This window comes from Brumicola blandensis, from assembly GCF_031846165.1.
Lineage (GTDB): Bacteria > Pseudomonadota > Gammaproteobacteria > Enterobacterales > Alteromonadaceae > Glaciecola > Glaciecola blandensis.
Genome location: NZ_JAVRIE010000005.1, coordinates 138,384 through 161,215, shown reverse-complemented (window position 1 = coordinate 161,215; position 22,832 = coordinate 138,384). Strand labels below are relative to the sequence as shown.

General features: G+C 42.7%; 22 protein-coding genes and 1 tRNA gene. 11 read left to right on the top strand and 12 right to left on the bottom strand.

Annotation, left to right across the window (positions count from 1 at the left end; translation table 11 throughout):
- Nucleotides 1-341: 341 nt before the first annotated feature.
- The 6 genes from RM544_RS13005 to RM544_RS12980 all read right to left on the bottom strand — a co-directional run bounded on the left by RM544_RS13005 (nucleotide 342) and on the right by RM544_RS12980 (nucleotide 7,266).
- Nucleotides 342-1,088, bottom strand: a complete 747-nt coding sequence (locus RM544_RS13005) for an SDR family NAD(P)-dependent oxidoreductase (protein ID WP_311362229.1) — start codon at nucleotides 1,086-1,088, stop codon at nucleotides 342-344.
- A 183-nt stretch (nucleotides 1,089-1,271) separates the two neighbouring features.
- Nucleotides 1,272-2,165 (bottom strand): SDR family NAD(P)-dependent oxidoreductase, encoded by an 894-nt coding sequence (locus RM544_RS13000; protein WP_311362364.1) that lies wholly within the window; start codon nucleotides 2,163-2,165, stop codon nucleotides 1,272-1,274.
- Between the two features lie 217 nt (nucleotides 2,166-2,382).
- Nucleotides 2,383-3,609 (bottom strand): threonine/serine exporter family protein, encoded by a 1,227-nt coding sequence (locus RM544_RS12995; protein WP_311362228.1) that lies wholly within the window; start codon nucleotides 3,607-3,609, stop codon nucleotides 2,383-2,385.
- Between the two features lie 86 nt (nucleotides 3,610-3,695).
- Nucleotides 3,696-4,370, bottom strand: a complete 675-nt coding sequence (locus RM544_RS12990) for a nitroreductase family protein (protein WP_311362227.1) — start codon at nucleotides 4,368-4,370, stop codon at nucleotides 3,696-3,698.
- Nucleotides 4,371-4,372: 2 nt separating this feature from the next.
- A complete protein-coding gene (locus tag RM544_RS12985; protein ID WP_311362226.1) occupies nucleotides 4,373-5,866 on the bottom strand; it encodes a flavin-containing monooxygenase in 1,494 nt (497 codons plus the stop codon).
- Nucleotides 5,867-6,009: 143 nt separating this feature from the next.
- Entirely contained in the window at nucleotides 6,010-7,266 is a 1,257-nt protein-coding gene (locus RM544_RS12980; protein ID WP_311362225.1) for an acyltransferase family protein, read from the bottom strand.
- Nucleotides 7,267-7,394: 128 nt separating this feature from the next.
- On the opposite strand from RM544_RS12980, the gene RM544_RS12975 reads away from it, so the two are divergent.
- Nucleotides 7,395-8,270: a LytR/AlgR family response regulator transcription factor gene (locus tag RM544_RS12975; protein ID WP_311362224.1), complete on the top strand. Its 876-nt coding sequence runs from the start codon at nucleotides 7,395-7,397 to the stop codon at nucleotides 8,268-8,270.
- A gap of 73 nt (nucleotides 8,271-8,343) precedes the next feature.
- Here RM544_RS12975 and RM544_RS12970 read toward each other — a convergent pair whose 3' ends face one another.
- The gene (locus RM544_RS12970; protein WP_311362223.1) at nucleotides 8,344-8,865 is read right to left on the bottom strand and encodes a TlpA disulfide reductase family protein; all 522 of its coding nucleotides are present in this window, start codon (nucleotides 8,863-8,865) and stop codon (nucleotides 8,344-8,346) included.
- A gap of 185 nt (nucleotides 8,866-9,050) precedes the next feature.
- Between RM544_RS12970 and RM544_RS12965 the strand changes: the two genes are divergently transcribed.
- The 3 genes from RM544_RS12965 (at nucleotide 9,051) to RM544_RS12955 (ending at nucleotide 11,023) form a co-directional block, all read left to right on the top strand.
- Nucleotides 9,051-9,578 carry a manganese efflux pump MntP gene (locus tag RM544_RS12965; protein WP_311362222.1) on the top strand — a complete coding sequence of 176 codons (528 nt, stop codon included), beginning with the start codon at nucleotides 9,051-9,053 and terminating at the stop codon, nucleotides 9,576-9,578.
- 36 nt (nucleotides 9,579-9,614) lie between these two features.
- Entirely contained in the window at nucleotides 9,615-10,160 is a 546-nt protein-coding gene (locus RM544_RS12960; protein ID WP_311362221.1) for a DsrE family protein, read from the top strand.
- 185 nt (nucleotides 10,161-10,345) lie between these two features.
- Nucleotides 10,346-11,023, top strand: a complete 678-nt coding sequence (locus RM544_RS12955; RefSeq protein ID WP_311362220.1) for a YiaD family glycine zipper/OmpA-like lipoprotein — start codon at nucleotides 10,346-10,348, stop codon at nucleotides 11,021-11,023.
- Nucleotides 11,024-11,081: 58 nt separating this feature from the next.
- Here the strand turns inward: RM544_RS12955 and RM544_RS12950 are convergent, their stop codons facing one another.
- On the bottom strand, nucleotides 11,082-11,318 hold the full coding sequence (locus RM544_RS12950; RefSeq protein ID WP_311362219.1) for a hypothetical protein: 237 nt from the start codon (nucleotides 11,316-11,318) through the stop codon (nucleotides 11,082-11,084).
- Nucleotides 11,319-11,523: 205 nt separating this feature from the next.
- On the opposite strand from RM544_RS12950, the gene RM544_RS12945 reads away from it, so the two are divergent.
- Nucleotides 11,524-12,033, top strand: coding sequence for a prepilin-type N-terminal cleavage/methylation domain-containing protein (locus RM544_RS12945; RefSeq protein WP_311362218.1), 510 nt, complete (start codon nucleotides 11,524-11,526; stop codon nucleotides 12,031-12,033).
- Between the two features lie 50 nt (nucleotides 12,034-12,083).
- Here the strand turns inward: RM544_RS12945 and RM544_RS12940 are convergent.
- The 3 genes from RM544_RS12940 to mutY all read right to left on the bottom strand — a co-directional run bounded on the left by RM544_RS12940 (nucleotide 12,084) and on the right by mutY (nucleotide 13,756).
- Nucleotides 12,084-12,159, bottom strand: a tRNA-Phe gene (locus tag RM544_RS12940).
- Nucleotides 12,160-12,281: 122 nt separating this feature from the next.
- Nucleotides 12,282-12,554, bottom strand: a complete 273-nt coding sequence (locus tag RM544_RS12935; RefSeq protein WP_311362217.1) for an oxidative damage protection protein — start codon at nucleotides 12,552-12,554, stop codon at nucleotides 12,282-12,284.
- Nucleotides 12,555-12,631: 77 nt separating this feature from the next.
- On the bottom strand, nucleotides 12,632-13,756 hold the full coding sequence (gene mutY / locus RM544_RS12930; RefSeq protein WP_311362216.1) for an A/G-specific adenine glycosylase: 1,125 nt from the start codon (nucleotides 13,754-13,756) through the stop codon (nucleotides 12,632-12,634).
- 127 nt (nucleotides 13,757-13,883) lie between these two features.
- On the opposite strand from mutY, the gene trmB reads away from it, so the two are divergent.
- From trmB to arcA, 4 genes are all read left to right on the top strand, one after another.
- Complete coding sequence (gene trmB, locus RM544_RS12925) at nucleotides 13,884-14,609, top strand: tRNA (guanosine(46)-N7)-methyltransferase TrmB (protein WP_311362215.1); 726 nt, start codon at nucleotides 13,884-13,886, stop codon at nucleotides 14,607-14,609.
- A gap of 1 nt (nucleotide 14,610) precedes the next feature.
- Nucleotides 14,611-15,669: a methyltransferase gene (locus RM544_RS12920; protein WP_311362214.1), complete on the top strand. Its 1,059-nt coding sequence runs from the start codon at nucleotides 14,611-14,613 to the stop codon at nucleotides 15,667-15,669.
- Nucleotides 15,670-15,725: 56 nt separating this feature from the next.
- Nucleotides 15,726-17,144 carry a glycogen synthase gene (locus RM544_RS12915; protein ID WP_311362213.1) on the top strand — a complete coding sequence of 473 codons (1,419 nt, stop codon included), beginning with the start codon at nucleotides 15,726-15,728 and terminating at the stop codon, nucleotides 17,142-17,144.
- 268 nt (nucleotides 17,145-17,412) lie between these two features.
- Complete coding sequence (gene arcA / locus RM544_RS12910; RefSeq protein ID WP_311362212.1) at nucleotides 17,413-18,117, top strand: two-component system response regulator ArcA; 705 nt, start codon at nucleotides 17,413-17,415, stop codon at nucleotides 18,115-18,117.
- A 207-nt stretch (nucleotides 18,118-18,324) separates the two neighbouring features.
- On the opposite strand, the gene pmbA is transcribed toward arcA, so the two are convergent.
- Entirely contained in the window at nucleotides 18,325-19,656 is a 1,332-nt protein-coding gene (gene pmbA, locus RM544_RS12905) for a metalloprotease PmbA (RefSeq protein ID WP_311362211.1), read from the bottom strand.
- 82 nt (nucleotides 19,657-19,738) lie between these two features.
- Here pmbA and yjgA point away from each other — a divergent pair, with 82 nt between their 5' ends.
- Together yjgA and RM544_RS12895 are read left to right on the top strand one after the other, a co-directional pair.
- Nucleotides 19,739-20,266: a ribosome biogenesis factor YjgA gene (yjgA, locus tag RM544_RS12900; protein ID WP_311362363.1), complete on the top strand. Its 528-nt coding sequence runs from the start codon at nucleotides 19,739-19,741 to the stop codon at nucleotides 20,264-20,266.
- 5 nt (nucleotides 20,267-20,271) lie between these two features.
- Nucleotides 20,272-22,698, top strand: coding sequence for an Ig-like domain-containing protein (locus RM544_RS12895; RefSeq protein ID WP_311362210.1), 2,427 nt, complete (start codon nucleotides 20,272-20,274; stop codon nucleotides 22,696-22,698).
- The last annotated feature ends 134 nt before the right edge of the window (nucleotides 22,699-22,832 follow it).

Below are 22,832 nucleotides of genomic sequence, written 5' to 3'. Positions count from 1 at the left end.
GGCTCTGGTTGGCACTATGTATATAGTCATACATAATTTACCTGTCACTGGCTCGGGATATTAAAATGTTAACAAAATTAAAAACCGATGGCCCAATGTAACCAATCTGACAACACTATGTCAACCACGCATTAACATTTATTATTACCAATAATGCCATATTTGGTAATACCAAAAATAAATGGATGATTTTAATGTTTTTTTGAGAAATATTTAGAAAAGAATAAAAAAAACGGGCCCCATAAAGAGGCCCGAAAAGTTAGGACACAAATAATTAAATTTGTTTTACAACATCCGCTAAGCGCACAACCACTTACCGAATTCTTTGAAACAGTCGCTTGCTATGAAAACAGCAAACCACCATTAATATCGACATTATTTCCCGTCATATAAGACGAGTCACTGCTAGCAAGGAAACCGACCAGCTTAGCCACTTCTTCGGAGCTACCTTCACGCTTGATACATGTTGCTCCAGCTACATTAGAGCGAACATTGTCATCAGTGAAAGTGTCATGAAAGCCAGTCGCAATCATGCCAGGACAAACCGCATTTACACGAATATCAGGACCAAGCTCTTTGGCTAAGCCTCGAGTAAATGTACTGACTGCGCCCTTTGATGTTGCATATGGAATTGCACCACCACCGCCGCCATCGCGTGACGCCTGCGAAGAAAAAGTCACAATGGAACTACCTGGCTTCATATGCGGTATAACCGCCTGAGACATTAAAAACAAGGAGGTCAGATTGACATCGAGTACTTTTTGCCAGTGCGCTAAATCCATATCAACGATCTTTTTTCGTTCTATCAAGCCGCCGGAAACATGAACGAGGCAATCAACACTACCAAACTCTTTTAACGCTGTTTGTACTGTTTCACTGACGCTTTTTTGATCGGTTAGGTCAGCTTGAATAGCCATTGCTTGGCCGCCAGCATCAGTAATCTTTGCGATTGTTTTTTGCGCTTCTGTAGAGCTTGCATGATAAGTGACTAGGACCTTTGCTCCACGAGCTGCCAACTCAATTGCACACGCTGCACCGATATCTCTCCCGCCGCCAGCAACGATAGCTGTTTTACCTGACATTGACATGAGAGCATCTCCAGTAGTCTAGTACAATCAAATGTAGACGGCGCAAGGATTGAGTTTGCCGCAAATTGATAGCTTTTGTTAATATGGTGTTAAGGCTAACCACGAGCCATTAAATTGTCAACCAATATTTAAATTAATTATTACCAAAATAAAGACCACAGATTTACCCTCCCTACAGCCAGCCTAGAGACTGGCTATTTCATCATCAATTAGGTGCTTAACCAGTTCACTTTGTTGAGCATCATCGAAAGCGCCATCAATTAGTGCTGCTCGATACGAGGTGGCTTGACGGTAGTTAGGATGACTAAAGATATATTGCTGACCTGAATTGAGTGCTTCAACAACGCGCTTTGCTAATAACTCTGTTGAAATGCCAGACTCAACAAGTGCCGCCGCCGCGTTAAAGTTCTTCTTGAGCTTTTCCTTGTCGATCACTTTTTCTTTACTTGGTACTGTTTGATACTTCTCCTGCTTGTTTCGCAGAGACTCGTGAATTCGAGTTTTGACAAAGGCGGGACACAAAGCAGAAACATGTATATTGTGTGGCTTTAGTTCAACTGCCCAGCTTTCGGTCATTGAAACAACCGCAGCTTTAGTGGCCGCATAGGCACTTGAATAAGGAACGCCCATCATCCCAGCCATAGACGCTACATTTATGATCCAACCACCCTCACCATGGGCTTTTATAGCGGGTGTCGCCGCTTGCGTACCATAAAGTACACCCATTAAATTAACATCAATGACCCAACGCCAAGTTGCATGATCGGTATCTTCAATCTTGCCCGGAATGCCGCCCACGCCGGCGTTATTGACGACCATATGTAACTTACCAAATTCTTTCTGGGCCGCTGCTATACATTGCTCCCACTGCTGATAATCGGTGACATCAAGTTGGCAAGCTAGCACATTCAAACCGGCTTCCTTCAACTCGTTTTCTGCAGTGCCCAAGGCCACCATATCAATATCAGCGATCACAACATTCATGCCTAACGAACCAAACTCCTTCGCTAGCGCTAATCCAATGCCACCAGCACCGCCCGAAATCAGTGTTGTTTTACCCGCATAGTTATCGTTCATCATTGTATTCCTCAATACTGAATAGCGAAGTGTATGCACACTGCTGCTCCACTATATTATGTTAGTGAGCAGACTATAAAACTCGAAAACAAAGCAAAACACTTTATTTAGCGAATCTATGTTCCTTATTTTGGTGAATAGTAAAGCTCGGGCGGTTGAAGGTTTGCTTGCAGCAAAGCTACAGCAGTCAAAAGACAAATTTCAGCTTCAGAAAAAGCTACAAGGCTTTTTTAGTGGGCATAACAACATTCGCGAAGATCAAACCTGCGACAAGAGACATAAAAATCAAAAATACTTCTTGTCCAACGTGGTCCGCTTGAACGAAGTCTTGGCCCGAAATAAAAGAGTTTAAGCCAATATACGTTTTTGAGCCTGGAACCAAAACAATCAAACCATGCATAGCAACAATAGTAGAGGGTTGATTAGCAATACGCGTAAATACGTTGGCAAAAACACCGAGAGCAAACGCTCCTAGGAAAGTACCGAAAGATTGGTCCATGTATATCGAACTAAAGACAGTGGTGCTATACGCAATTAGCGCAGACACTAAGGCCCATGGAATATGCTTTAGTCTTGTTCGAAATATTGGAACAAGCGCAAAACACAGTAATACGACAGCTAACCATGTTGCCCAGTAAGGTAAGGACGAGGCGGGCTGAAATTCGTTTTGGCCAAATAAACTAAAACCGACAGCAACGCCTAAGAATGCACCAAAGTACAACTTAAATAGCTGCATTATCGCATCCATAACTCTTGCTGTTCCAGAAACCAAATTCCGCGAAGATAATTCTGCTAAGCCCATGGTCAGGGCTAAGCCTGGCACCAAAACAATGACAGACGATAGCACCATGAGTGGAATATTAATGCCAGGGTCAAAGTATCGACTGATTGCACAGGCTAGTATGCCTGCCACAAATGAAGTGACCGGTTCCAACATCAAATTAACACGTTTCGACTTTTGCGCCCACAACACCCAAACATATGCCACTAGCCCTAATAAGCCAGTCCAAAATATTTCGGCCCAACTTGCTCCCATTAGCATGGAAAATGAGCCCGTTGCTAACGCGAATGCGCAACCCGTGATAATTTTGCCGTAAGGGCTTGGCATTAAATCAATTTCATCTAAGCGTGTATCAGCATCGCTTATTCCTATCTCTCCAGACAATAATTGATTAGCAAGCTCATCGGTCAGGGATAAGGCATTCATATCAAGATCGCCGGGCTGCAGGCGAGCGGCATGTGTGTATTCGTCTTCGTGTTTATCACTCCAAATGACAAAAGTGATCGATGTGGGTGTTGCGATGAAAGAGGCGTGCACCCCAAGATAAGTAGAGACTTCCTGTAAATAGGCTTCCAATCGAAACGCAGGGGTTCCATATTTGTGCAGCATTTTTCCTAGCTTCACAATAAAACGGCGTATTTGTCGAAATTCTTGCTGTTCCAAGATTGATGCTCTCTGCTGCTATCTAAGGTTAATAAAGATGTTCTGTCGACTGTATCGACTGGCGCGCATAGTACATGATTTCAGTATTATAAAAAGGTGCAAATCTCATCTAAGCTTTTTTTATTTCTAGCATGGTCAGGTACTGTCGCATTGTCATCTGGGTAGCCGGCAATTAATAACATATAAGGGCGCTCGTCATCAGGTCGTTTGCAGATTTTTGATAAAAACGACATAGGTTTTGGCGTGTGCGTTAAAGTTACGAGACCGGCATTATGCAGCGCGTTGATAAGAAACCCAGTAGCAATCCCCACAGACTCATGAACGTAATAGTTCTGATGCTTTTCACCCGGGTTTACGCCACCTTTCTTTTGGCTAAAAATGGCAATCAACCAGGGAGCATGTTCCAAATAAGGTTTTTGAGCATCTGTACCTAAGGGTTGTAAAGCCTCCAGCCACTCTTCTCCGGCGCGGCCAGAATAAAAGCCCTGCTCGTGTAATTCAGCTTGTTCTCTTACTTGTTTTTTAACTTCTGATGAATGAATTGCAACGAAGTGCCAAGGCTGATGGTTAGCGCCATTGGGCGCAGTTCCTGCCGCCTTAATACAATTTTCAATAATCGCTTTAGGCACCGCTCTATCACTAAACTGCCGAATGCTATGTCGCCGTTTAATATCCAAGTAGAAACTTTCAGAGCGCTGCAACATTTCCTCTGGCGGGTATTCTACGTAATCATTAAGAGGCGTTGAATTATGTTCTTTCATGCTTAACCTGCTGTTTTCTTACTGGTGGGTTGTTCTGGTGTGCTGTTTTGCAGAACAAAAACGTGATGCTTGTCTTTGAACTTTTTACACATCTGTCTATAAACAAAACTAAAACCAGGGAACATGGCGATCACTTTACCCTGTTTATTTTGATACCAACTCGAACAGCCCCCCGTTTTCCAAACTGTTTTTTCCATTTCTTGATGAACCATCTGGGTATAATCTTGCTCAGCTTGAATTGTGGGTTCAATGCTCTGTAATTTTTCGTCTTGTATTTTTTCAATACATTGCATGATGTATTTCATTTGCGATTCAATGACAAAAATAGCACTCGTATGTCCGATACCGGTGTTTGGCCCTGTTACCACAAAGTAATTTGGAAAGTTCGGCATGGTGGTGCCCAGATAGGCCCTTGGAAAATCTTGCCATTGTTCTTGCAGCGATACCCCGCCTTTCCCAATAACCGAATATGAAATCATAGAGTCAGCAGCGTCATAACCTGTTGCGAAAACCACAACATCGATTGCTTGCTCTCCTGAATGTTCAAAAACAATGCCGGTTTTAGTGAAGTGCTGCAATGAGTCACTCGCATCGTGCAGCACCGTATTTCTATGTTGTAGTGCGGGATAATAAGTATTTGAAACAATGATCCGTTTACAACCAATAGTGAAGTCAGGTGTTAGTTTTTGTCGCAATTCAGGATCACCTACCTGCTTTTTCAGGTGCCGCATTGCAGGGTAGTAGCCGAGCATTTTCAATAGGAATGGACTGTATTTAAATGCGATAACTCGTAACTCAAGTGACCAATAGATACACCAGCGAATCAAAGTATAGAGAGGCTTAAAAGCAAGGATCTTAGCTAGCCAGGAAGGAAAGGCCCAATCCAAACGGGAAAGCAACCAATGCGGTGTTCTTTGTACAACATGCAATTTTTTCACTTTCTCAACAATCGCCGGAATAACTTGGACTGCGCTGGCACCGCTGCCAATAACAGCGACCGTTTTACCCGCTATATCTACATCGTGTTGCCAATCATTGGTATGAAAGTGTTGGCCTTCAAATTTATCTAAACCTTTAAAATCGGGGACAACGGGAGTACTCAAGGGGCCGGTTGCATTAATCACTATTTTGGCGTGAACAACATTTTTATCTGCCGTTGTTATCTGCCAATGATCATTTTGCCAACGGCTTTCTATCACTTCTGAATTTAATCGAATATGTTTTGAAAGTAGGAACTTAGCAATAAGGGCTTCAGTATAATCAGCTAGCTCATTTTGCTTAGCGAATAAATGCGACCATGGGTAGGGCTCGCCAGAGACGCTGTACAGGGGAGATTGCACGTCTACTGCTGCGCCGGGATAAGCATTTTGCAGCCAAGTACCGCCCGCAAACGAACGCCTTTCTAACATGACAAAGTCAATAATATTTCGTTTCTGCAGGGCGATTGCGGCCGAAATTGCGCCAAAACCGGTACCAATGATTACTACTGAGTGCATTTTCTCTGCCATTCTAAAATTGTATTTATTCTTATTTTTGTATAAGCCTTAACATAGCACGAGTGAAATAAAAAACCGACACAGAAAACAGTGTTACCTATGGTAGTACTGAGTGCGCATTTATCAATATTGATTGGGCAATTTCAATTATGAGTTTTGCGGTTAGCAGTAAACTGTCTTAATTTTACCCCAAACAAAAAGCGCAATATGTTCACCTGTCTAATGCCTGCAAATAGCAAATAACAGGCTAGAATGGTCAGTATAAATATGGTTAAGGCTTCCAATCCAGCGGGGAGTTCTAGGCGACGCAGATTAAACGCTAAAACGATGATCAAAGTCTGATGAAAAATATACCAAGGTAAAACAGCTTCATTTGCATAGTCCAGCAAACGAGATGGCTTGTTCAAGTAGCGACCTGCATAACCAACTAAGCCCAACATCCAGAACCATAAGTTAGCAATGATCACTGCGCCATACAGATATTGCACAACTAAGTAATTCCGAAAGGCCTCGCCCATAAATGGGAAAGCACCATTTCTATCCATGGCAACGAGTCCATAGGTACACAAACCGAGGGTGAGTAACAATCTGCGCTTATTAATCACTGCTCGCCATAGGGCTGGTTTAGAGGCAAAGAGGTAGCCCATCAACAAGATTAGAAAATACTTTGTATGACTCCACCAATCATCTGTTAGGCCATGGCTTGTAGGAAACTCCGGACGCACGTGAACCCATGCAATGAGTAAGATACTTGCGAAAAGGACAATCAGCTTCACGTTTCCCACTCTTTTAAAAAAAGTACTTACAACCAGTTTTCGACACAGAGGGCGAAGCAACAGAAACACACAGGTATATACAAAGAGGTAGATGAGATACCACAAGTGATTCCACGTCCACAGGCCAATAGTTGAATACCGATCGGGGGCGACATCTGTATTCGGATCTGAAATCAAATACTCTGTCCAAAAGTACCAATAGGTCCCAGAAAATTGTTGCTGTTCAATTAACTCATAATAAAGCTGCGGCGGCACAATCACTGCCATACCAAATAACAAAGGGATCATCAGTCTCTGGCTGCGCGTCCGTAACAAGGCAGCCACCGAATACTTCATGTCGATAAGAGCGAGTGTCATGCCCGATATAAAGAATAATAAACACATACGCCAAAGATTACTCATCACCATTACGTTTTGCAGAAGCACGCTTTGTTGCTCACTTTTAATATGCCAGTCCCAATCAGCGACATAGTACATACCAAGGTGATACAAAATCAGCAACATTAGTGCGAGGTTTCTTAACCAATCCACATCATAGCGACGCACATCTTGAGTGATATGATTGCTGTCTTTGCTGGGTGTTGTATCTGACCTTTTAATAGCTCCGTTATTATGACTTTGCATATACTCTCTCCACTGTTCTTGCATTTTATTGGCTCAGTGGTAGCCTAACTTTATTGAGTAACAAACCTAGTCAAGAATGACGGATTTACAGGCTTCTGTGACGAACGGTGGATGACAGGGACGAATTTTTGAACGAGATCTCACGAGACACGAAAGTAAGCTTATTCACCCAGTTTGATAAACGTCCTCGCGTTTATCTTTTATGCTTACTTGCGCTCTATTTTTTAATTAATAATACGATAAATGCGACCTCTGTTTGGATGGAAGCGAGTCGGGACGATGCAGTGCCAGAGTTCAGCCTCTGGGAACCCTTTGCTTGGGAAATTACCAGCGCATTGAGTACTCTTTTGCTCATTCCTATTTTAGTCTGGTGGTTCAAACTCGTCCCTTTAAGTCTGACCCATTTTAAACGCTTTCTGGTCCTACATTTGGGGGCAACAGTCATCTACTCAGCTCTGCATGTCGGCTTAATGGTATTGTTTCGTGAAATCATCTATATGGGAATGGGTGGAAACTACGATTTTGGTGATATCGCTTCTGAGTTCTTCTACGAATACAGAAAAGATGCATGGGGCTATTTTTTCTTTATGGGCCTTTATTATGCATACCGGTTTATATATTCGAGACTCAAGGGCGAAGCTAGCTTTATTAATGACCAAGAGCAAAGCAAACCTGATTCGCCTGAACACTTCCTAGTCAGAAAACTAGATAAGGAATTTTTAGTCAAGGTCGTTGATATTGATTACCTAGAATCAGCTGGAAACTACGTTAATTTGCACGCTGCCGGGCGAATTTACCCATTACGTTCAACGCTTTCGGGCTTAATTCCTCGTATGGCCGAAAGAGGCTTTATGCAAATACACCGCTCATTTGCTGTAAATATAAACAAAGTGCAGAGCATTGAAAGCATGAGTTCTGGCGATGGGAAAGTGTACATTGACGAAAGCACAAGCCTACCACTTTCACGTCGCTATAAGGACAAATTCAAACAGCAACTGAAATAGCGAATTAGTTTGGTTTGTAGTAGTACTTGTTACTCAGCTTTGCTAAGCAACCCAAAAAGGGGGCAGAGTTAATTTACTCACTCGTCGCTTCTTCTTTAACTGCCCAATCAGTGGTAAGAAGTTCATTCAGTTCATCAACAATTTTTTGTTGTGAGGACTCACCATATCCAATATGAACTTTGGCAACCTTGCCTCTAGGATCAATAATAAACATATGCGGTAGAGAGTCTACACCAAAGCGCTTGCTGATAGTCCCTCTTGCGTCATGAGTGATAGTAATTTCCATCTTTTTCATTTGGCTTTTTAATTTGCGAAATACCTTTTTGTCTTCTTGGTAGTTGATGGCAACAACTTCCAGCTTGTCTTTGCCTATTTGTCTTTGAATACTTTCAAGAATAGGTAACTCTTTAAGGCATGGCGGACACCAAGAAGCCCAAAATGTCGCAACTACGACTTTGCCCGTCATCTCTCGCAGATGCACTTTGTCACCGTTCCTGTTTTTTCCTAAGTAAGAGGGTGGCACATCCCCTACTTCGACATCAGCAAAAGAAAACGAACTAGCAAACAATAGCGCACAGATAATAATTAGTTTCATCTCAAAACATTCCTTTGTTTATGATATAAAAATACCAATAAATTTGTACTTTTTGAGTAAGTCACCGTGTAATATGCAACATTTTTGAATAGATTGCTAATGCTACTTAGCGCCAACCATGAACAGTCTTAAAAATAAGACATGGGGAGTTTTCGCTGATTGAAATAATACTTATCGCGCTCATTATGAGTATAGACGCTTTTCTGGTGTCCCTATCTTTGAGTGCCAGCAAGAGTAATAGGAAAACCGCTCAGTTAGCACTAATCGCTGCGGGATATTTCGGAGTATTTCACGCCGCCATGCCATACATTGGCAATTGGGGTGGCCTTCATTTGTTCGGTTGGCTAGAGCAAACTGCGAAGTATATTGCCTTCGTGCTACTGGTATTAGTGGCAGTCAAAATGCTGTACGAAGCTCTTTCAGATACTGCTTCTAATATACCCAAAACTATATCGCATACCACAATGCTTGTACTGTCATTTGCTACCAGTGTGGATGCAATAGCGATCGGCTTTTCTTTACCTCACTTAACCTTGCAACCCTACATAGCGTGTTTAGTCATTGGGTTGAGCGCTGGCTTACTAAGCGCAAGCGGTGTCTACCTAGGAAAACTGGTTAATATCAGTGTCGGTAAAGGCAGTAGTAAATATATGAACAGCATAGGAGCCTTGCTTTTGCTCCTTATCGCGATAAAGTTAGTCATTAGTTCTTAGCCCTTCACATTAAAACGTAATCATTTGAGGTTTATCATGATATCCATTCGCACTTCTTTCGCTCTTGCTGGCACCCTTCTATTAGTTAGTACCAACACACTTGCAAAGCTTGATGATTTCAAGGATGGTACTGTTATAAAAGGCTTTGGTAAATACGCCCCTGTCGCCACTGCAACCGTCGATAAAAAGACTAAAATGAAAGTAGCTTTTGATGTTGCCGCACAAGCAGATGCCGGAAAGGTCAACCGTAAATTTGACAGCTTAGCGCGCTTCATCAATATGCAAGTCGCGGCCGGTGTGCCAAAAGAGAACATCCAACTTGCGTTAGTAGTGCATGGGAAAGCAAGCTTCGACCTGCTAAACAACCCGTCCTATCAAAAATTACATGAGCAAGACAATCCAAACAAACCACTTCTTCAAGCGCTGATGGAAAACGGAGTCAGAGTTATTTTATGCGGACAAACCGGTGTAGCATACGATATCGAGTTATCACAACTTGTCAAAGGAAGCGAAGTTGAACTATCAGCAATGACGGCCCATGCTTTACTTCAACAAGATGGTTACACCGTTAATCCTTTTTAGTACTTGTTACCTGGTGGGAGACCGACAATATCGCTATTGCTGTGATTTAAAACAAGAAAGAATACCTATGTTTCGATAACTTAATGACTTTGGCCTTTTCTTTGAATATTTACGGAACAGGCTATCGCTTACATGGTCTATGCTTTACCATATCGCCTCATTTTTCGCTTAAGGAATCTATACAAATGAAGTCTTTGAAAATAACCAGTTCTATTTTGGCATGCGCTCTAGTTGCGTCATGCGCCACATATGACCCATATACGGGTGAGAAAGAAGTCAGTAACGCCGGTAAAGGCGCAGGGATCGGCGCTGGTGTCGCAGCAGTGATTGCTTTTCTAGCCAACAAAGACGAGGATGCGGGCAAGCGAAACGAAAGGATCCTAAAGGCTGCAGCTGGCGGCGCAGCTATCGGTGGCGGCATTGGCTACTACATGGATGCACAAGAAGCCAAGCTAAGAAAACAATTGCGTGGTACAGGTGTCAGCGTACAACGTGAAGGTGACAATATTAACCTTATCATGCCAGGGAACATTACTTTCCAATCAGGCAGTGCTGACATCAATACTGATTTTTTAGCAGTTTTAGATTCGGTAAACTTAGTCTTGGTAGAATATGACAAAACCTTAGTTGTCGTCGGCGGTCATACAGACAGCACGGGTGCTGCAACAATGAACCAAACACTATCAGAGCGTCGAGCTCAGTCAGTTGCCGACTATCTATCTAACAAAGGGATTTTGCGTGATAGGTTAGAAGTCATTGGTTTTGGCGAAACTCAAGCTATAGCTCCGAATAACACAGAGGAAGGTAAAGCATTAAATCGTCGAGTTGAGATCTCTCTTTTACCTGTGGTTGTGTCGCAATAAGGCTAAAGTTACTCTCGGTGGCGCCAGTTCTCCTTAGTTGGCGCCGTCTGTTAAACAACTAATTAACATCAAATCGTTTTTGCTTACACTGATAACGGTGATTTTTAAACTGTTTTAACTTAGCTCGATACCTCTCGCCTTGCTTGATTTTATAACCCGCCCGCATCTTACTCACAACGGCTTTTATCTTTTTATCCAAGCCAGTACAAGTCCGGTCTGATGGCGTAAATTCTGCTTTCGCAGTGATCACTAGAAGTGATACTGCAATCAATGAAGAGAGAATATAGTTAGTCATTTTTCCTACCTTGTATGCTTCGTTATCCGCCAGATAAAACAGCTTCTACTTCTGGCTTTGATTGTTATCAATTGGTATAGATTATGTCTCTTGAAACGGGCGGTGAAAACTGAACTGTGGGCAAGTTTTGTATACTTTTGATGTGTATTAAGTTTGATTAAAAAACGCTATTATTCGCGAATTGTAGTCATAAAGAGGTATTCGAATGCCACATGCAAGTTTCCGTGGATTCACTTTAGTAGAATTGATCATTGTAATCGTAATTCTCGGGATTTTAGCTGTCACCGCTGCACCTCGTTTACTGAACTTAAGTGGTGATGCATACGCTAGCACTATGCGGGCCGTTCAAGGTGCTATTAACGACGGTAAGCAATTGGCCTTTTCAAAATGCATCACGGAACCTACATGCGATGCTAGCGCTCCACCAGCTACGGGAAATGGCTTGGGAAACAGCATTACAGTTCAAGGCGAGTCTATAACCTTAGCCTTTGGTTATCCAAGACATACCACTGCAGGTATCGCGAGAATGATTAATATCTCGGATGTCGATGACGGTGGTCAGTTTGAAATCACTTCATTCACATCTGCAGGCAGACCGGGTATTAGAATTCGTCCTAACGCAAACTATGCTGCGAATGAATGTGAAATCCGTTATTCACAACCTTTAGCAAATGGCGAGCTGCCACTTATTGAATCTGAGCTTGATGGTTGTTAAGGCCGAAAAGAAAAAACCCCGAACATTTCTGTTCAGGGTTCTTGGAATAATGGTGCCTCGACCCGGGATCGAACCAGGGACACGCGGATTTTCAATCCGCTGCTCTACCAACTGAGCTATCGAGGCAATCGCGACTGCGTTTACACGCTGTATTTCGCTGTGGGTGCGTATTAAACGGATTTTGCCCTCTCAAGTCAAATATTTTTTGCGCTTTTTATGACTTTAATTAGCAAAACACGTTCAAACGGTTATTTTGTAGGCGGAACATAACCTTCAATTGTAGGTTCGATACCCTTAAACAAAAAATCGACCATTTTTTCTTCTAAAAAAGCGCGGTCGTTTGCTTCCATCATGTTGAGCTTATTTTCGTTGATCAACATGGTTTGTTTCTTTTGCCAAATACTAAAGGCTTCTTTCGAAATATTATCAAAAATGCGCTTACCCACTTCACCAGGATATAACTGAAAATCGAGTCCGTCGGCTTCTTTTTTCAAATACTCGCAGTTAACCGTTCTACCCATTACATGTTCCTTCTAAATAATTTTTCATAGTATAGCTGATTGTCTAAGCTCATTCGCCATTAGTTGAGTAGTGGCGTTTAAAAATTTGTTTTCAAGTGATTTAATATTTTGATTGTTGGTGCTGAAAGGCCAATTTTACTTGGTTGATGCATATCGTACCAAAGCTGAGCAGGTACTTGATTATTATCTAGTGGTAGTGTTTCAGCTACGCTCGATAATGGAGGCTGTTCTAGCTCTAAGAGTATCGGTGTTATAACCAGATGGAAGTGACTGAAGGTATGTTTAAAAGTTTCTAATTCAATCACATTGCTGTTCGCCAACTCAACAGACTTTAACTTGTCTCGCAATAGTATCTTTGCCTCATCCAAGGTAACTTGTTCACTTTCATTAAATCCAGTTTCTAAGAAGCCCCATAAACCGCCCCATATGCCGCTCGTGGGTCTCTGCTGCATCAATAGTTGGCCTTGGTATGACGGAAGTAACATTGTGGTGTATTTCGTTGGAATTTGTTTCTTGGGCTTTTTAAAGGGAAATTCTGTTTGTTTTCCTTGGGCATAAGCCAAGCAATGACTTTGCATTGGGCATTCATCACATTTCGGTTTTGAGCGGGTGCAAACTGTCGCCCCTAAATCCATTATGGCTTGTGTATAGTCACCGTATCTTCCATTTTTCGCCTGAGGTTTGAGCGCCTCTGCCTCCTGCCACAGGAGATCTTCAATTTTCTTATTTCCGGGCCACCCTTCAATAGCCATAAACCGCGTAAGTACTCGCTTAACGTTCCCATCCATGATGGCAAACGCTTGATTGAGTGATAAGGACAAGATAGCGGCTGCGGTTGAACGCCCAATACCTGACAGCGCGATGACCTCGTCATAGGTTTGGGGAAACTGACCATGGTGTTCATCACGGACCTTTTGCGCCGCTCTGTGCATGTTGCGAGCGCGTGCGTAATAACCAAGGCCTGTCCACAAATGCAGTACTTCATCTACTGGTGCATTGGCTAAATCGTTTACTGTCGGAAAGCGCTGCATGAAGGTGGTGTAGTAAGGGATTACGGTTGCAACTTGAGTCTGTTGCAACATAATTTCTGAGATCCAAACAGAATATGGCGTTTTATTTTGTTGCCAGGGTAAATTTTTGCGCCCGTGTTTATCAAACCATTGCAGCAAGGCATCGGAAAAAGAAAAGCTATTGGAAGTCACATTATCCGCACATCAGTCAAAGAATGGATTATAATACCGAACTTTTGTAGCAATAGACCAATCTATCGAATACTTTCTTCGGCGCGTCTATTCATGAATCATCCATAAATAAAAGATCCTAGGGTAAATGAAGTCATTCAACAGTGAAGAAGAAGCACGCGCTGCGGGCGTATATATCAGCAAAGTTAAGAGCTTTGTAAAACGTGAGGGCAGACTCACCAATGCGCAGGCTCGCGCCATCGAAAACAATTGGCCAAGCATGGGTCTAAGTATCGAACAAGGTTTACTAAACCTCGATGAGGTTTTCGGACGTAAAGCCCCAACCGTACTCGAAATCGGATTCGGTATGGGTAAGTCACTGGTTGAAATGGCAGCGGCCGCACCCGAAAATAATTTTATTGGTATTGAAGTACATCGCCCTGGTGTTGGCGCCTGCCTCGCTGACGCTGAAGAAGCTGGCGTAAGTAACCTTCGTGTATTTGAACATGACGCTGTTGAAGTTTTAGCGCAGTGTATCGCTGACGAGTCTCTTTCTCGCCTGCAACTTTATTTCCCTGATCCTTGGCATAAAAAACGCCACCATAAACGTCGTATAGTGCAACCCGACTTCGTACAAAATTTACGAAACAAGCTAGCGATTGGTGGTACCTTTCATATGGCAACTGATTGGGAGCCGTATGCTGAACACATGATGGCCGTGATGACACAAGCCGATGGTTTTGAAAACACGTCGGACCAAGGCGATCTAGGCTATGTTGAACGACCTGAATACCGACCAATAACCAAGTTTGAAGTACGTGGTCAGAAGCTTGGACATGGCGTTTGGGACATTATATTTAAGCGAGTGAGCTAAGATGCTGTCATTGCCGAGTCAACTGATTTTGCGTAACACCGACCTCTTTAGTGCCGGTCATTGGGCACTAGTGAATCCGACAGATTGCGAAATCTTTGCTGAATTGCGAGAGTTTACTGTCACTGGCTTACACCAATTTCACGATGTGTACTCGCAGAGTGAAAATACCAGTAAATTTCAACAGGTGTTTGCGCCAAGCTTTAATTTAGAACAACTCAAAAGCAACACGCCTTTAAATGGGGCAATCATCTATTTGCCAAAAGCCAAGCAGCAATTAGAAATGCTTATTGCAAACATTGCCGAGATGATTGTTGATGGCGGGCAGTTGCTTATTGTGGGTGAAAATAAGGCCGGCATCAAAAGCGTTGGGAAACTACTTGAGAAAGTGGGCGAAAATGTCAATAAAATCGATGGTGCTAAACACTGTGGATTAGTCTGTGTCGAAGTTAAACGCCCCGAGAAAGCAGCTAAGCCTTTTGATATTAAGAAATATGGTGTTGTGCGCACCTATTCGGTTAACGGTAAAGAGTTAAAAGTATTTTCACTTCCGGGTGTCTTTGGACACAAGCAATTTGATCCAGGTACGCAGCTCTTGCTTCAGCAATTTGAGCCCCGTTCCGATAAACTTTTAAACCTGAAAGGACAAGTGCTCGACTTTGCGTGCGGTACCGGAATTATTGGTACTTATCTCGCCCTTATGAATCAAAAAGTGAAAGTAACAATGAGCGACGTTTCGGCACTTGCGGTGTATTGTGCAGAGCAAACTCTGTCCTTAAACTCAGTTGAAGGTAAAGTTATTGCTAGCGATGGCATGAAGCAAGTTGACGGTACGTTTGATCACGTAGTGAGTAACCCGCCGTTCCACACGGGTGTGCATACCAATTACACAATCACTCAACAATTTATCGCTCAAGCACACAAACAAACGCGCCCCAGAGGAACTTTGGATATTGTTGCAAACAAGTTTTTGCCCTACAGTGAGGCGATGAATGCGGTGTATTTTCGTGCGAAGACTTTGGTTAGCACCAACAAATTTAATATTTATGAGGCTGCAAAATAACACGGTAAAACAACCTGAGTTGCTTGCTGTGCCGCCTTTAAGGAAGTAAAAAACAGATGAAAGTGTTGTTTTTAATTTCGGAAGTAGAAGACATCGTAAAAACAGGTGGGCTGGCAGATGTGGGTAAAGCGCTGCCTTTAGCGTTATCTGAATTAGACCATGATGTTAAAATTATACTGCCCTACTATAAGGCCGCATCTGACACTTTAAACCTGTCAAATTGTATTGCCCAACAAATTCTTTATGTAAACGATAAGCCCTATGCTTTTGATGTGAAAAATCTAAATTTCAACGGCATTGATGTCTACTTTGTGGATTACCCTGAATATTTTAATAGCGGCGCACTGTACGATGAGAGCGGCATAAGTAACGCCGAAAAGTTTACTTTCTTTTCTCTTGCAGCGTTGAGAACAGCCGAAGCTATTGGATTCAAACCAGATGTTTTACACGCAAACGATTGGCATACCTCGATGGCTTGCTACTTTGCTAAGCATTCACCTCTCTCGTATGAACACTTCGCTAATACAAAATCGGTGCTAACTGTTCATAACGCGGCTTTTCAAGGCGTTGAACAGACTTTGAAAGTGCCAAGCTTAGACTCGAAAGCACCGGGTATGTATATTGAAAATGATCATATTAATATGCTGAAAACTGGCCTTTTATACGCTGATAAAATTTGTCCCGTTAGTCAGACTTATGCTCAAGAAATATCTACAGCATTAGGCAGTCACGGAATCGATGATGTCATTCGACAACGTATTAATAGTGTGGAAGGTATTTTAAATGGCTGTGACTACGAGCAATGGGATCCGAGCACTGATGAGTTTATAGCTGCGCATTTCAGCAGCGAAGACATGCAAGGAAAAGTGGCTTGTAAAAAAGATCTGCAACGTACTTTTGGACTTCGTCAAAACGCCAAAACACCATTGTTGGGTATGGTTTGTAGGACCACATTGCAAAAAGGTTTCGGTTACTTGATGCCGATCCTCGAAAGCTTATTAGATCATGATGTTCAACTGGCGTTGGTTGGCACTGGGCAGAAAGATATTACTGATGAGCTTCATAGAATAGCAGCCAAACATCCCAAGCAGTTCGTGTTCATTGAAGACTTCAAACCTGATTACGCACATAAAGTAGAAGCTGGAGCAGACTTTTTTCTAATGCCATCAGAGTTCGAGCCTTGTGGTTTGAATCAAATGTATAGTTTGGCTTATGGTACCGTTCCCATTGTGCGAGGTATTGGTGGTTTAAAAGATACGATCATCAATTATGGCGAGGAGAATAGCACCGGGTTTGTGTTCCAAGAGCCTAGCTCAGAAGCCTTATTATCGGTGATCAGGAAGGCTCTACTGGTAAGGTTGGAAGCAAAGAAAGAATTTTCAGCGCTGATTTCACGCGGAATGAAACAAAAATTCACTTGGGAAGAAGCCGCTGAAAAGTATTCTGAAGTTTATTCTGGCCTAAAAAGTCATTAAAAACATTAAATTGGAAGTAAAAATTGTGGTCTAGTACTAATTTCCTATTTTCAATTTGCTTACATTTTTAATATACTCTTCTATGAAATATGTAATTTAATTACATATTCTGTAATTTTTTAAAACTTGTTGCATTTTTAACTCGCGTACAAAAATAGAATGAAGTCGTCGCAACAAGCTAAATAATCGAAAAATTTTCAAAGAAAACGACTGAAATTTATCAATATTCTGATAAACTCAAATTTGAAATGTTAACAGAGTGTAAACAATGCAAACGCCAAATATCCTTATCGTAGAAGATGAAGTAGTTACACGGACTACCCTTAAGAGCTTATTCGAAGCTGAAGGTTACAATGTTTTTGAAGCTGAAAACGGCGAAGAAATGCATGATTTTTTCCAAAACAACCAGATTAACTTGGTTATTATGGACATTAACCTGCCTGGCAAGAATGGCCTTATCTTAGCGCGCGAAGTGCGCGACAGAAAAAACGTTGGCCTTATTTTCCTAACTGGTCGCGACAATGACGTAGACCGTATTCTAGGTCTTGAAATCGGTGCCGACGATTACCTAACCAAGCCATTTAACCCTCGCGAATTAACTATTCGTGCCCGTAACTTATTGTCTCGCACTAGCAGTGCATCTGAAGATGATGATTTACCAAGCAAGGTTAGCTTCAACGGTTGGACCTTAGACGGCGACAGCCGCAGCCTAATCTCACCAGCAGGTAAAGAGTTTAGATTGCCACGAAGTGAATTTAGAGCCCTGCATTTGTTTTTAAGCAACCCAGGTAAAATACTAACTCGCGAACAACTCATCATGGAAATGACGGGCAGAGAATTGCGTCAAAACGATAGAACAGTCGATGTAACGATTCGTCGTATTCGTAAGCACTTCGAGTCAGAGCCGAACGATGAAGAGTTGATTGTCACCATTCACGGTGAAGGCTACCGCTTCTGCGGTGAAGTTGATTAATCACCAACTTATATTTTAATTCATTAAAAACCCAATCATTTGATTGGGTTTTTTATTGCGCGTTTGACTATACAAGAAGTGAAGGGAGTCCCTGTAAACTGTGCAACCTTCAAACGGCAGGACGCCGTTTGGGAGCGGTCATGGATGACGGAAAGCGTGTTTCATACTATCAGTAGGTGCACTTCTCTTACTAAAATTAAGTAAAAATTAAGCCCCAGCGACTTGCATAGATTCAATCAAAACAGAGCCTGTTTGTATACTTCCACGGACCTCGGTCTCGGCGCCAATCGCGACAATATTATTAAACATATCTTGCAAGTTACCCGCTATGGTAATCTCATGCACTGGGTACTGAATGATACCATTTTCGACCCAGAAACCAGCCGCGCCACGAGAATAGTCGCCATTAACAATATTCACACCTTGCCCCATGAGTTCAGTAACAATTAGGCCTGTACCCATTTTTTGAAGCAGCTCTTGGTCTGTTTCACCTGTCGAGTTTACTAACCAATTGTGAATTCCACCTGCGTGCCCATTTGTTTTGAGCTTCATTTTGCGGGCCGAATAACTCGTTAATAGGTAATGTTGAAGCACACCTGAATCTACGATTGTCATGTCTTCAGTACGAACACCTTCATTATCAAACGGCGAGCTCGCTAAGCCTTTTAGCAAGTGAGGTTTTTCTTCGATCGTAAGCCAGTTAGGGAATACCTTAGTACCGATACTATCGAGTAAAAATGACGATTGCCTAAACAAGCTACCACCGCTGATCGCGCTAACAAAATGACCAAACAAACCGCTCGCAATATCGCGATGGAATAATACTGGTACCTTGGCAGTGTTAATCTTTTGGGCACCTAATCGACTCAAGGTTTCTTTTGCTGCTTCTTTACCCACAATAGTAGGGACATCTAATTTGTGCGCTTCACGACCGATTGTGTAGGCGTAGTTACGCTGCATATCGTCGCCGTCTTGAGCGATCAACACACAACTTAAGTTATAACGACTGCTCGCATAGCCTGCGTTTATTCCATGCGTATTTCCATAAACTCTTACCCCTAAATTAGCGTTGTATGAAGCGCCGTCAGAGTTAACTATCTTTGAGTCATAGTCCAAACCAGCCGTTTCTGATTCAATCGCGAGTTTTATTCCTGCTTGGGTATCTAATTCTATAGGATGGTATAGGTCTAATTCGGGAATTTCTGTCGCTATAAATTCCTTATCAGCGATGCCTGCACACTCATCTTCGTTGGTATATTTTGCGATTTCTACCGCTTTTTCAACTGTCAATTTTAGCGCTTCTGGACTCAAATCAGCGGTTGATGCACTGCCCTTTTTTTGGCCTACAAACACTGCTATACCTAGGCCGCCGTCATTTGTAAACTCAACGGTTTCAACTTCTTTCATGCGAGATGATACTGCAATCCCCTGAACTTTCGACATGCTTGCTTCTGCAGCCGTCGCGCCCTTTTTTAGTGCCAAGCGCAACGCGTCATCAACGACATTTTGAATTTCTGCTAACTGCTTTTCAGATTCCATAATTTATTTTTACTGTCCAAACAATAGTGTGACGGTTACAATCTGCGCTAATTCTACCACTAAAGAAATGAAAAAACTTTATATGAATACCGAACCGAGTCATGAGCCTTTGCTAGATGAGAATGGCGATCCAATCAAAAGCAAAACGCAGTTAAAACAAGAAGCCGAAGACTTAAAAAAAATAGGCGGCATTCTAGTAGATCTGACTCCTGGGCAGTTAAATGAGATCCCTTTGGACGATGAGCTAATTGATGCCATCGCACTTGCTCAGCGCATAAACAAGAAAAAAGACGGCTTTCGTCGTCAATTACAGTTGATTGGCAAACTACTGCGAAGCCGCGATATGGCCGAGATTGAATCAGCCATTAATAAATTACGCGCCCACCACCTAAAGTCAAATACGCACTTTCACCTATTGGAAGAGTTAAGAGATAAAATTGTGGATAAGGGTGACAGCGCAATTCAAGAGTTATTGAATGAACATCCACAACTAGACCGACAAAAATTAAGGCAAATGCAGCGTCAGGCCGTTAAACAGAGAGAAACTGAAAAGCCACCTAAAGCTGCACGCGAAATTTTTCAGTATTTAAAGCAGAACATTGAAGAGTAGTTTTCATGACAAAACGATTATCCAAACTTTTTGGTATAGCCTTTCTTGCTAGTACCTTAGCCGCTTGTAACGGCGCTTCAGGCGACAATGAAGAAACCGATCCGCTAGAAGATTTAGCACCTGTTACATCCATCATAGTTGAGGTCCTTGATGGCAATTGTGAAGCTGTTGATGGGAACGCCTTCGTGGTCGGAGATACTGTTTGTGTACAAGCAACACTGACGCAAGATGATGTCTTAACTAGTGGTGAAATAATCGCTTTTAGCGCCGATATCGGTGAGCTATCTGCGGCGACTAAATTAACCGATGCGAATGGCATCGCGCAAGTTACACTCGACTCTAGCAACGCTAACGTAGGTGCTGGTGCATTATCAGCGACTTTCGACGGCGCTGTTGGCTCTGTTAACTACGAGTTTTTATCTGCTCAAGAAACTGACGCCACTCTATCAAGTATCAGTGTTAATCTTCTCGACAGTGAAGGGAACCCAATTACCCGTTTTCAAGCTAACGACGTCGTTCAGGTTCGAGCTGTATTGCTAGACAGCAATGCTGATCCAATTGAAAATCAAATTGTTAGTTTTCAGGCCTCATCTGGAGAGCTATCTGTTGACCAAGCACTTACAAATGCGAATGGTCTTGCCCAAGCTTCTTTAACGCCAAGCGAGTCTGACCTCGGAGCGGCAAGCTTAAGCGTTACTTTCAACGACAATGACACAGTGATAACTGATTCAGTAAACTATGAAGTTCAAGCCGCTGGCACAGTGAACGATTCTATTGTGCGTATTGGTCATTTTGAAAATGGCGTCTTCATTGAAAATGTATTAGGTTTCGCAGGTACTACTAGTTCGGACGACGTCACTATTAGCGCAGGGGCAACGCTTGGAGTGAGAGTTGACGTTGTCGATGAGAACGATCAAGCAATCAACTTAAGTACGCCGGTGACCTTCACTTCGGTATGTGTTCAGGCGGACAAAGCAACGTTAGATGATACAGTCAATACAATCAACGGTACAGCAAATGCTACCTATAAAGATATCAGTTGTGCCGGTGGTGCTGGAAACGATGACACCATTGCAGCCAGTGTCACCATTAATTCCACAACATTAACCGTAGCACGGGATTTGAGTTTATCAGCCGAATCCGTGGGCTCTATTGCCTTTCTTTCCGCGTCACCAGAGAGCATTGTTTTACAAGGCACGGGTGGTCAAGGTAGTGAATCCGTTTCCACACTGACCTTTCAAGTAAATGGTGCTGAGGGCAATCCATTGGCGCAACAAACAGTACGCTTCAGTCTAAACACTAGTACCGGTGACTTGAGTTTATCGCCAGCGACAGGCCTAACTAATTCTGAAGGGCAAGTAAGTGTGAAAGTCACCGCGGGTAACGTTCCTACCTCTGTTCGTGTCACTGCAGAAGTTGATATCAGTGATACCGAAACATTGCAGACTCAGTCTGACCTGCTCACAGTGAATACTGGCTTACCTGATCAAAATAGTTTTTCTCTATCTTTCAGCAATTTGAATCCAGAGGCGTTCAGCCAGAATGGCGAGCAGGTAACGGTTACGGCAAGTTTAGCTGATACATTTAACAACCCTGTACCTGATGGAACGGCAGTTTCATTCACTACTGAAGGCGGTTCTATTGAACCAAGTTGCTTAACAACAAGTGGCGTCTGCAGTGTCGTTTGGACTAGCTCAAATCCAAGACCGAGCGACGGTCGAGTGACTATTCTAGCCACCGCGATTGGTCATGAAACACTAGTTGATAGTAATGGTAACAATGTATATGACGATGCCGATGGTGCAGCTATTACTAGTAACAACGGTAGTGGCTTGGATTTCGTTTTTCCTTCAAGATCAGGTTTTGTCGATTTAAGCGAAGCGTGGCGAGATGACAATGAAAACCGTGTAAAGGATAGCAATGAAGTGTTTTTGGACTTCGACAATTCAGGCGTGTTTGAAGGGCAAAATGGTCTATTTGATGGTCCTCAATGCACAGGTAGTGCCTGTGGCGAAGCTAGCTTGCACGTGAGAAGTGCACAGGTATTAGTGATGTCACGAAGCGCAGCACTGATTTCTGTAAGCACTGGCGGTGTTGAAGTTGCTAACAACTCTACGCCAAGCTCGGACACACCAGTTGCATCGATTGTCAGAGAAGAGAGCTTAGGATTTACATTTACGTTTTCCGATACGGCAAATCAACCCATTCCTAGCGGCTCAACAATATCGGTGAATACCAATGCTGGTACTTTATCCGGCCAAACAAGCTTTACTATGCCGCAAACAAACCAAGCAGGTAGCAGAAGCGCTAGCTTCCGATTAACTAACAGTTTGGTTGCAGGTGATCCGGCTACAGATGCAACGTTAAGTGTAACGATAACAAGCCCATCAGGGCTCGTATCCCAAGTATTCTTTCTCGTAACGCTGTTGTAAGAAATCGAGTAAATTGGCTCACAGTCGAGTCAAAAGCAATTTTTTAACGGCTTCTTTCAGAAGCCGTTTTTGTTTGTTAAATTGTCAAACCACCTTAATTTAGTCTCGAAAACACGTCTTTAAGCCTTGTTTTT

Bases quoted from the DNA above. Each gene is read 5' to 3' on its own strand.
- RM544_RS12965 (WP_311362222.1), top strand. From the start codon at position 9,051: ATGAGTATAGACGCTTTTCTGGTGTCCCTATCTTTGAGTGCCAGCAAG.
- RM544_RS12970 (WP_311362223.1), bottom strand. From the start codon at position 8,865: ATGAAACTAATTATTATCTGTGCGCTATTGTTTGCTAGTTCGTTTTCT.
- RM544_RS12950 (WP_311362219.1), bottom strand. From the start codon at position 11,318: ATGACTAACTATATTCTCTCTTCATTGATTGCAGTATCACTTCTAGTG.
- RM544_RS12960 (WP_311362221.1), top strand. From the start codon at position 9,615: ATGATATCCATTCGCACTTCTTTCGCTCTTGCTGGCACCCTTCTATTA.
- RM544_RS12955 (WP_311362220.1), top strand. From the start codon at position 10,346: ATGAAGTCTTTGAAAATAACCAGTTCTATTTTGGCATGCGCTCTAGTT.
- RM544_RS12920 (WP_311362214.1), top strand. From the start codon at position 14,611: ATGCTGTCATTGCCGAGTCAACTGATTTTGCGTAACACCGACCTCTTT.
- RM544_RS12985 (WP_311362226.1), bottom strand. From the start codon at position 5,866: ATGCACTCAGTAGTAATCATTGGTACCGGTTTTGGCGCAATTTCGGCC.
- RM544_RS12990 (WP_311362227.1), bottom strand. From the start codon at position 4,370: ATGAAAGAACATAATTCAACGCCTCTTAATGATTACGTAGAATACCCG.
- RM544_RS13005 (WP_311362229.1), bottom strand. From the start codon at position 1,088: ATGTCAATGTCAGGTAAAACAGCTATCGTTGCTGGCGGCGGGAGAGAT.
- yjgA (WP_311362363.1), top strand. From the start codon at position 19,739: ATGAATACCGAACCGAGTCATGAGCCTTTGCTAGATGAGAATGGCGAT.
- RM544_RS13000 (WP_311362364.1), bottom strand. From the start codon at position 2,165: ATGAACGATAACTATGCGGGTAAAACAACACTGATTTCGGGCGGTGCT.
- arcA (WP_311362212.1), top strand. From the start codon at position 17,413: ATGCAAACGCCAAATATCCTTATCGTAGAAGATGAAGTAGTTACACGG.
- trmB (WP_311362215.1), top strand. From the start codon at position 13,884: ATGAAGTCATTCAACAGTGAAGAAGAAGCACGCGCTGCGGGCGTATAT.
- pmbA (WP_311362211.1), bottom strand. From the start codon at position 19,656: ATGGAATCTGAAAAGCAGTTAGCAGAAATTCAAAATGTCGTTGATGAC.
- RM544_RS12980 (WP_311362225.1), bottom strand. From the start codon at position 7,266: ATGCAAAGTCATAATAACGGAGCTATTAAAAGGTCAGATACAACACCC.
- RM544_RS12895 (WP_311362210.1), top strand. From the start codon at position 20,272: ATGACAAAACGATTATCCAAACTTTTTGGTATAGCCTTTCTTGCTAGT.
- RM544_RS12915 (WP_311362213.1), top strand. From the start codon at position 15,726: ATGAAAGTGTTGTTTTTAATTTCGGAAGTAGAAGACATCGTAAAAACA.
- RM544_RS12945 (WP_311362218.1), top strand. From the start codon at position 11,524: ATGCCACATGCAAGTTTCCGTGGATTCACTTTAGTAGAATTGATCATT.
- RM544_RS12935 (WP_311362217.1), bottom strand. From the start codon at position 12,554: ATGGGTAGAACGGTTAACTGCGAGTATTTGAAAAAAGAAGCCGACGGA.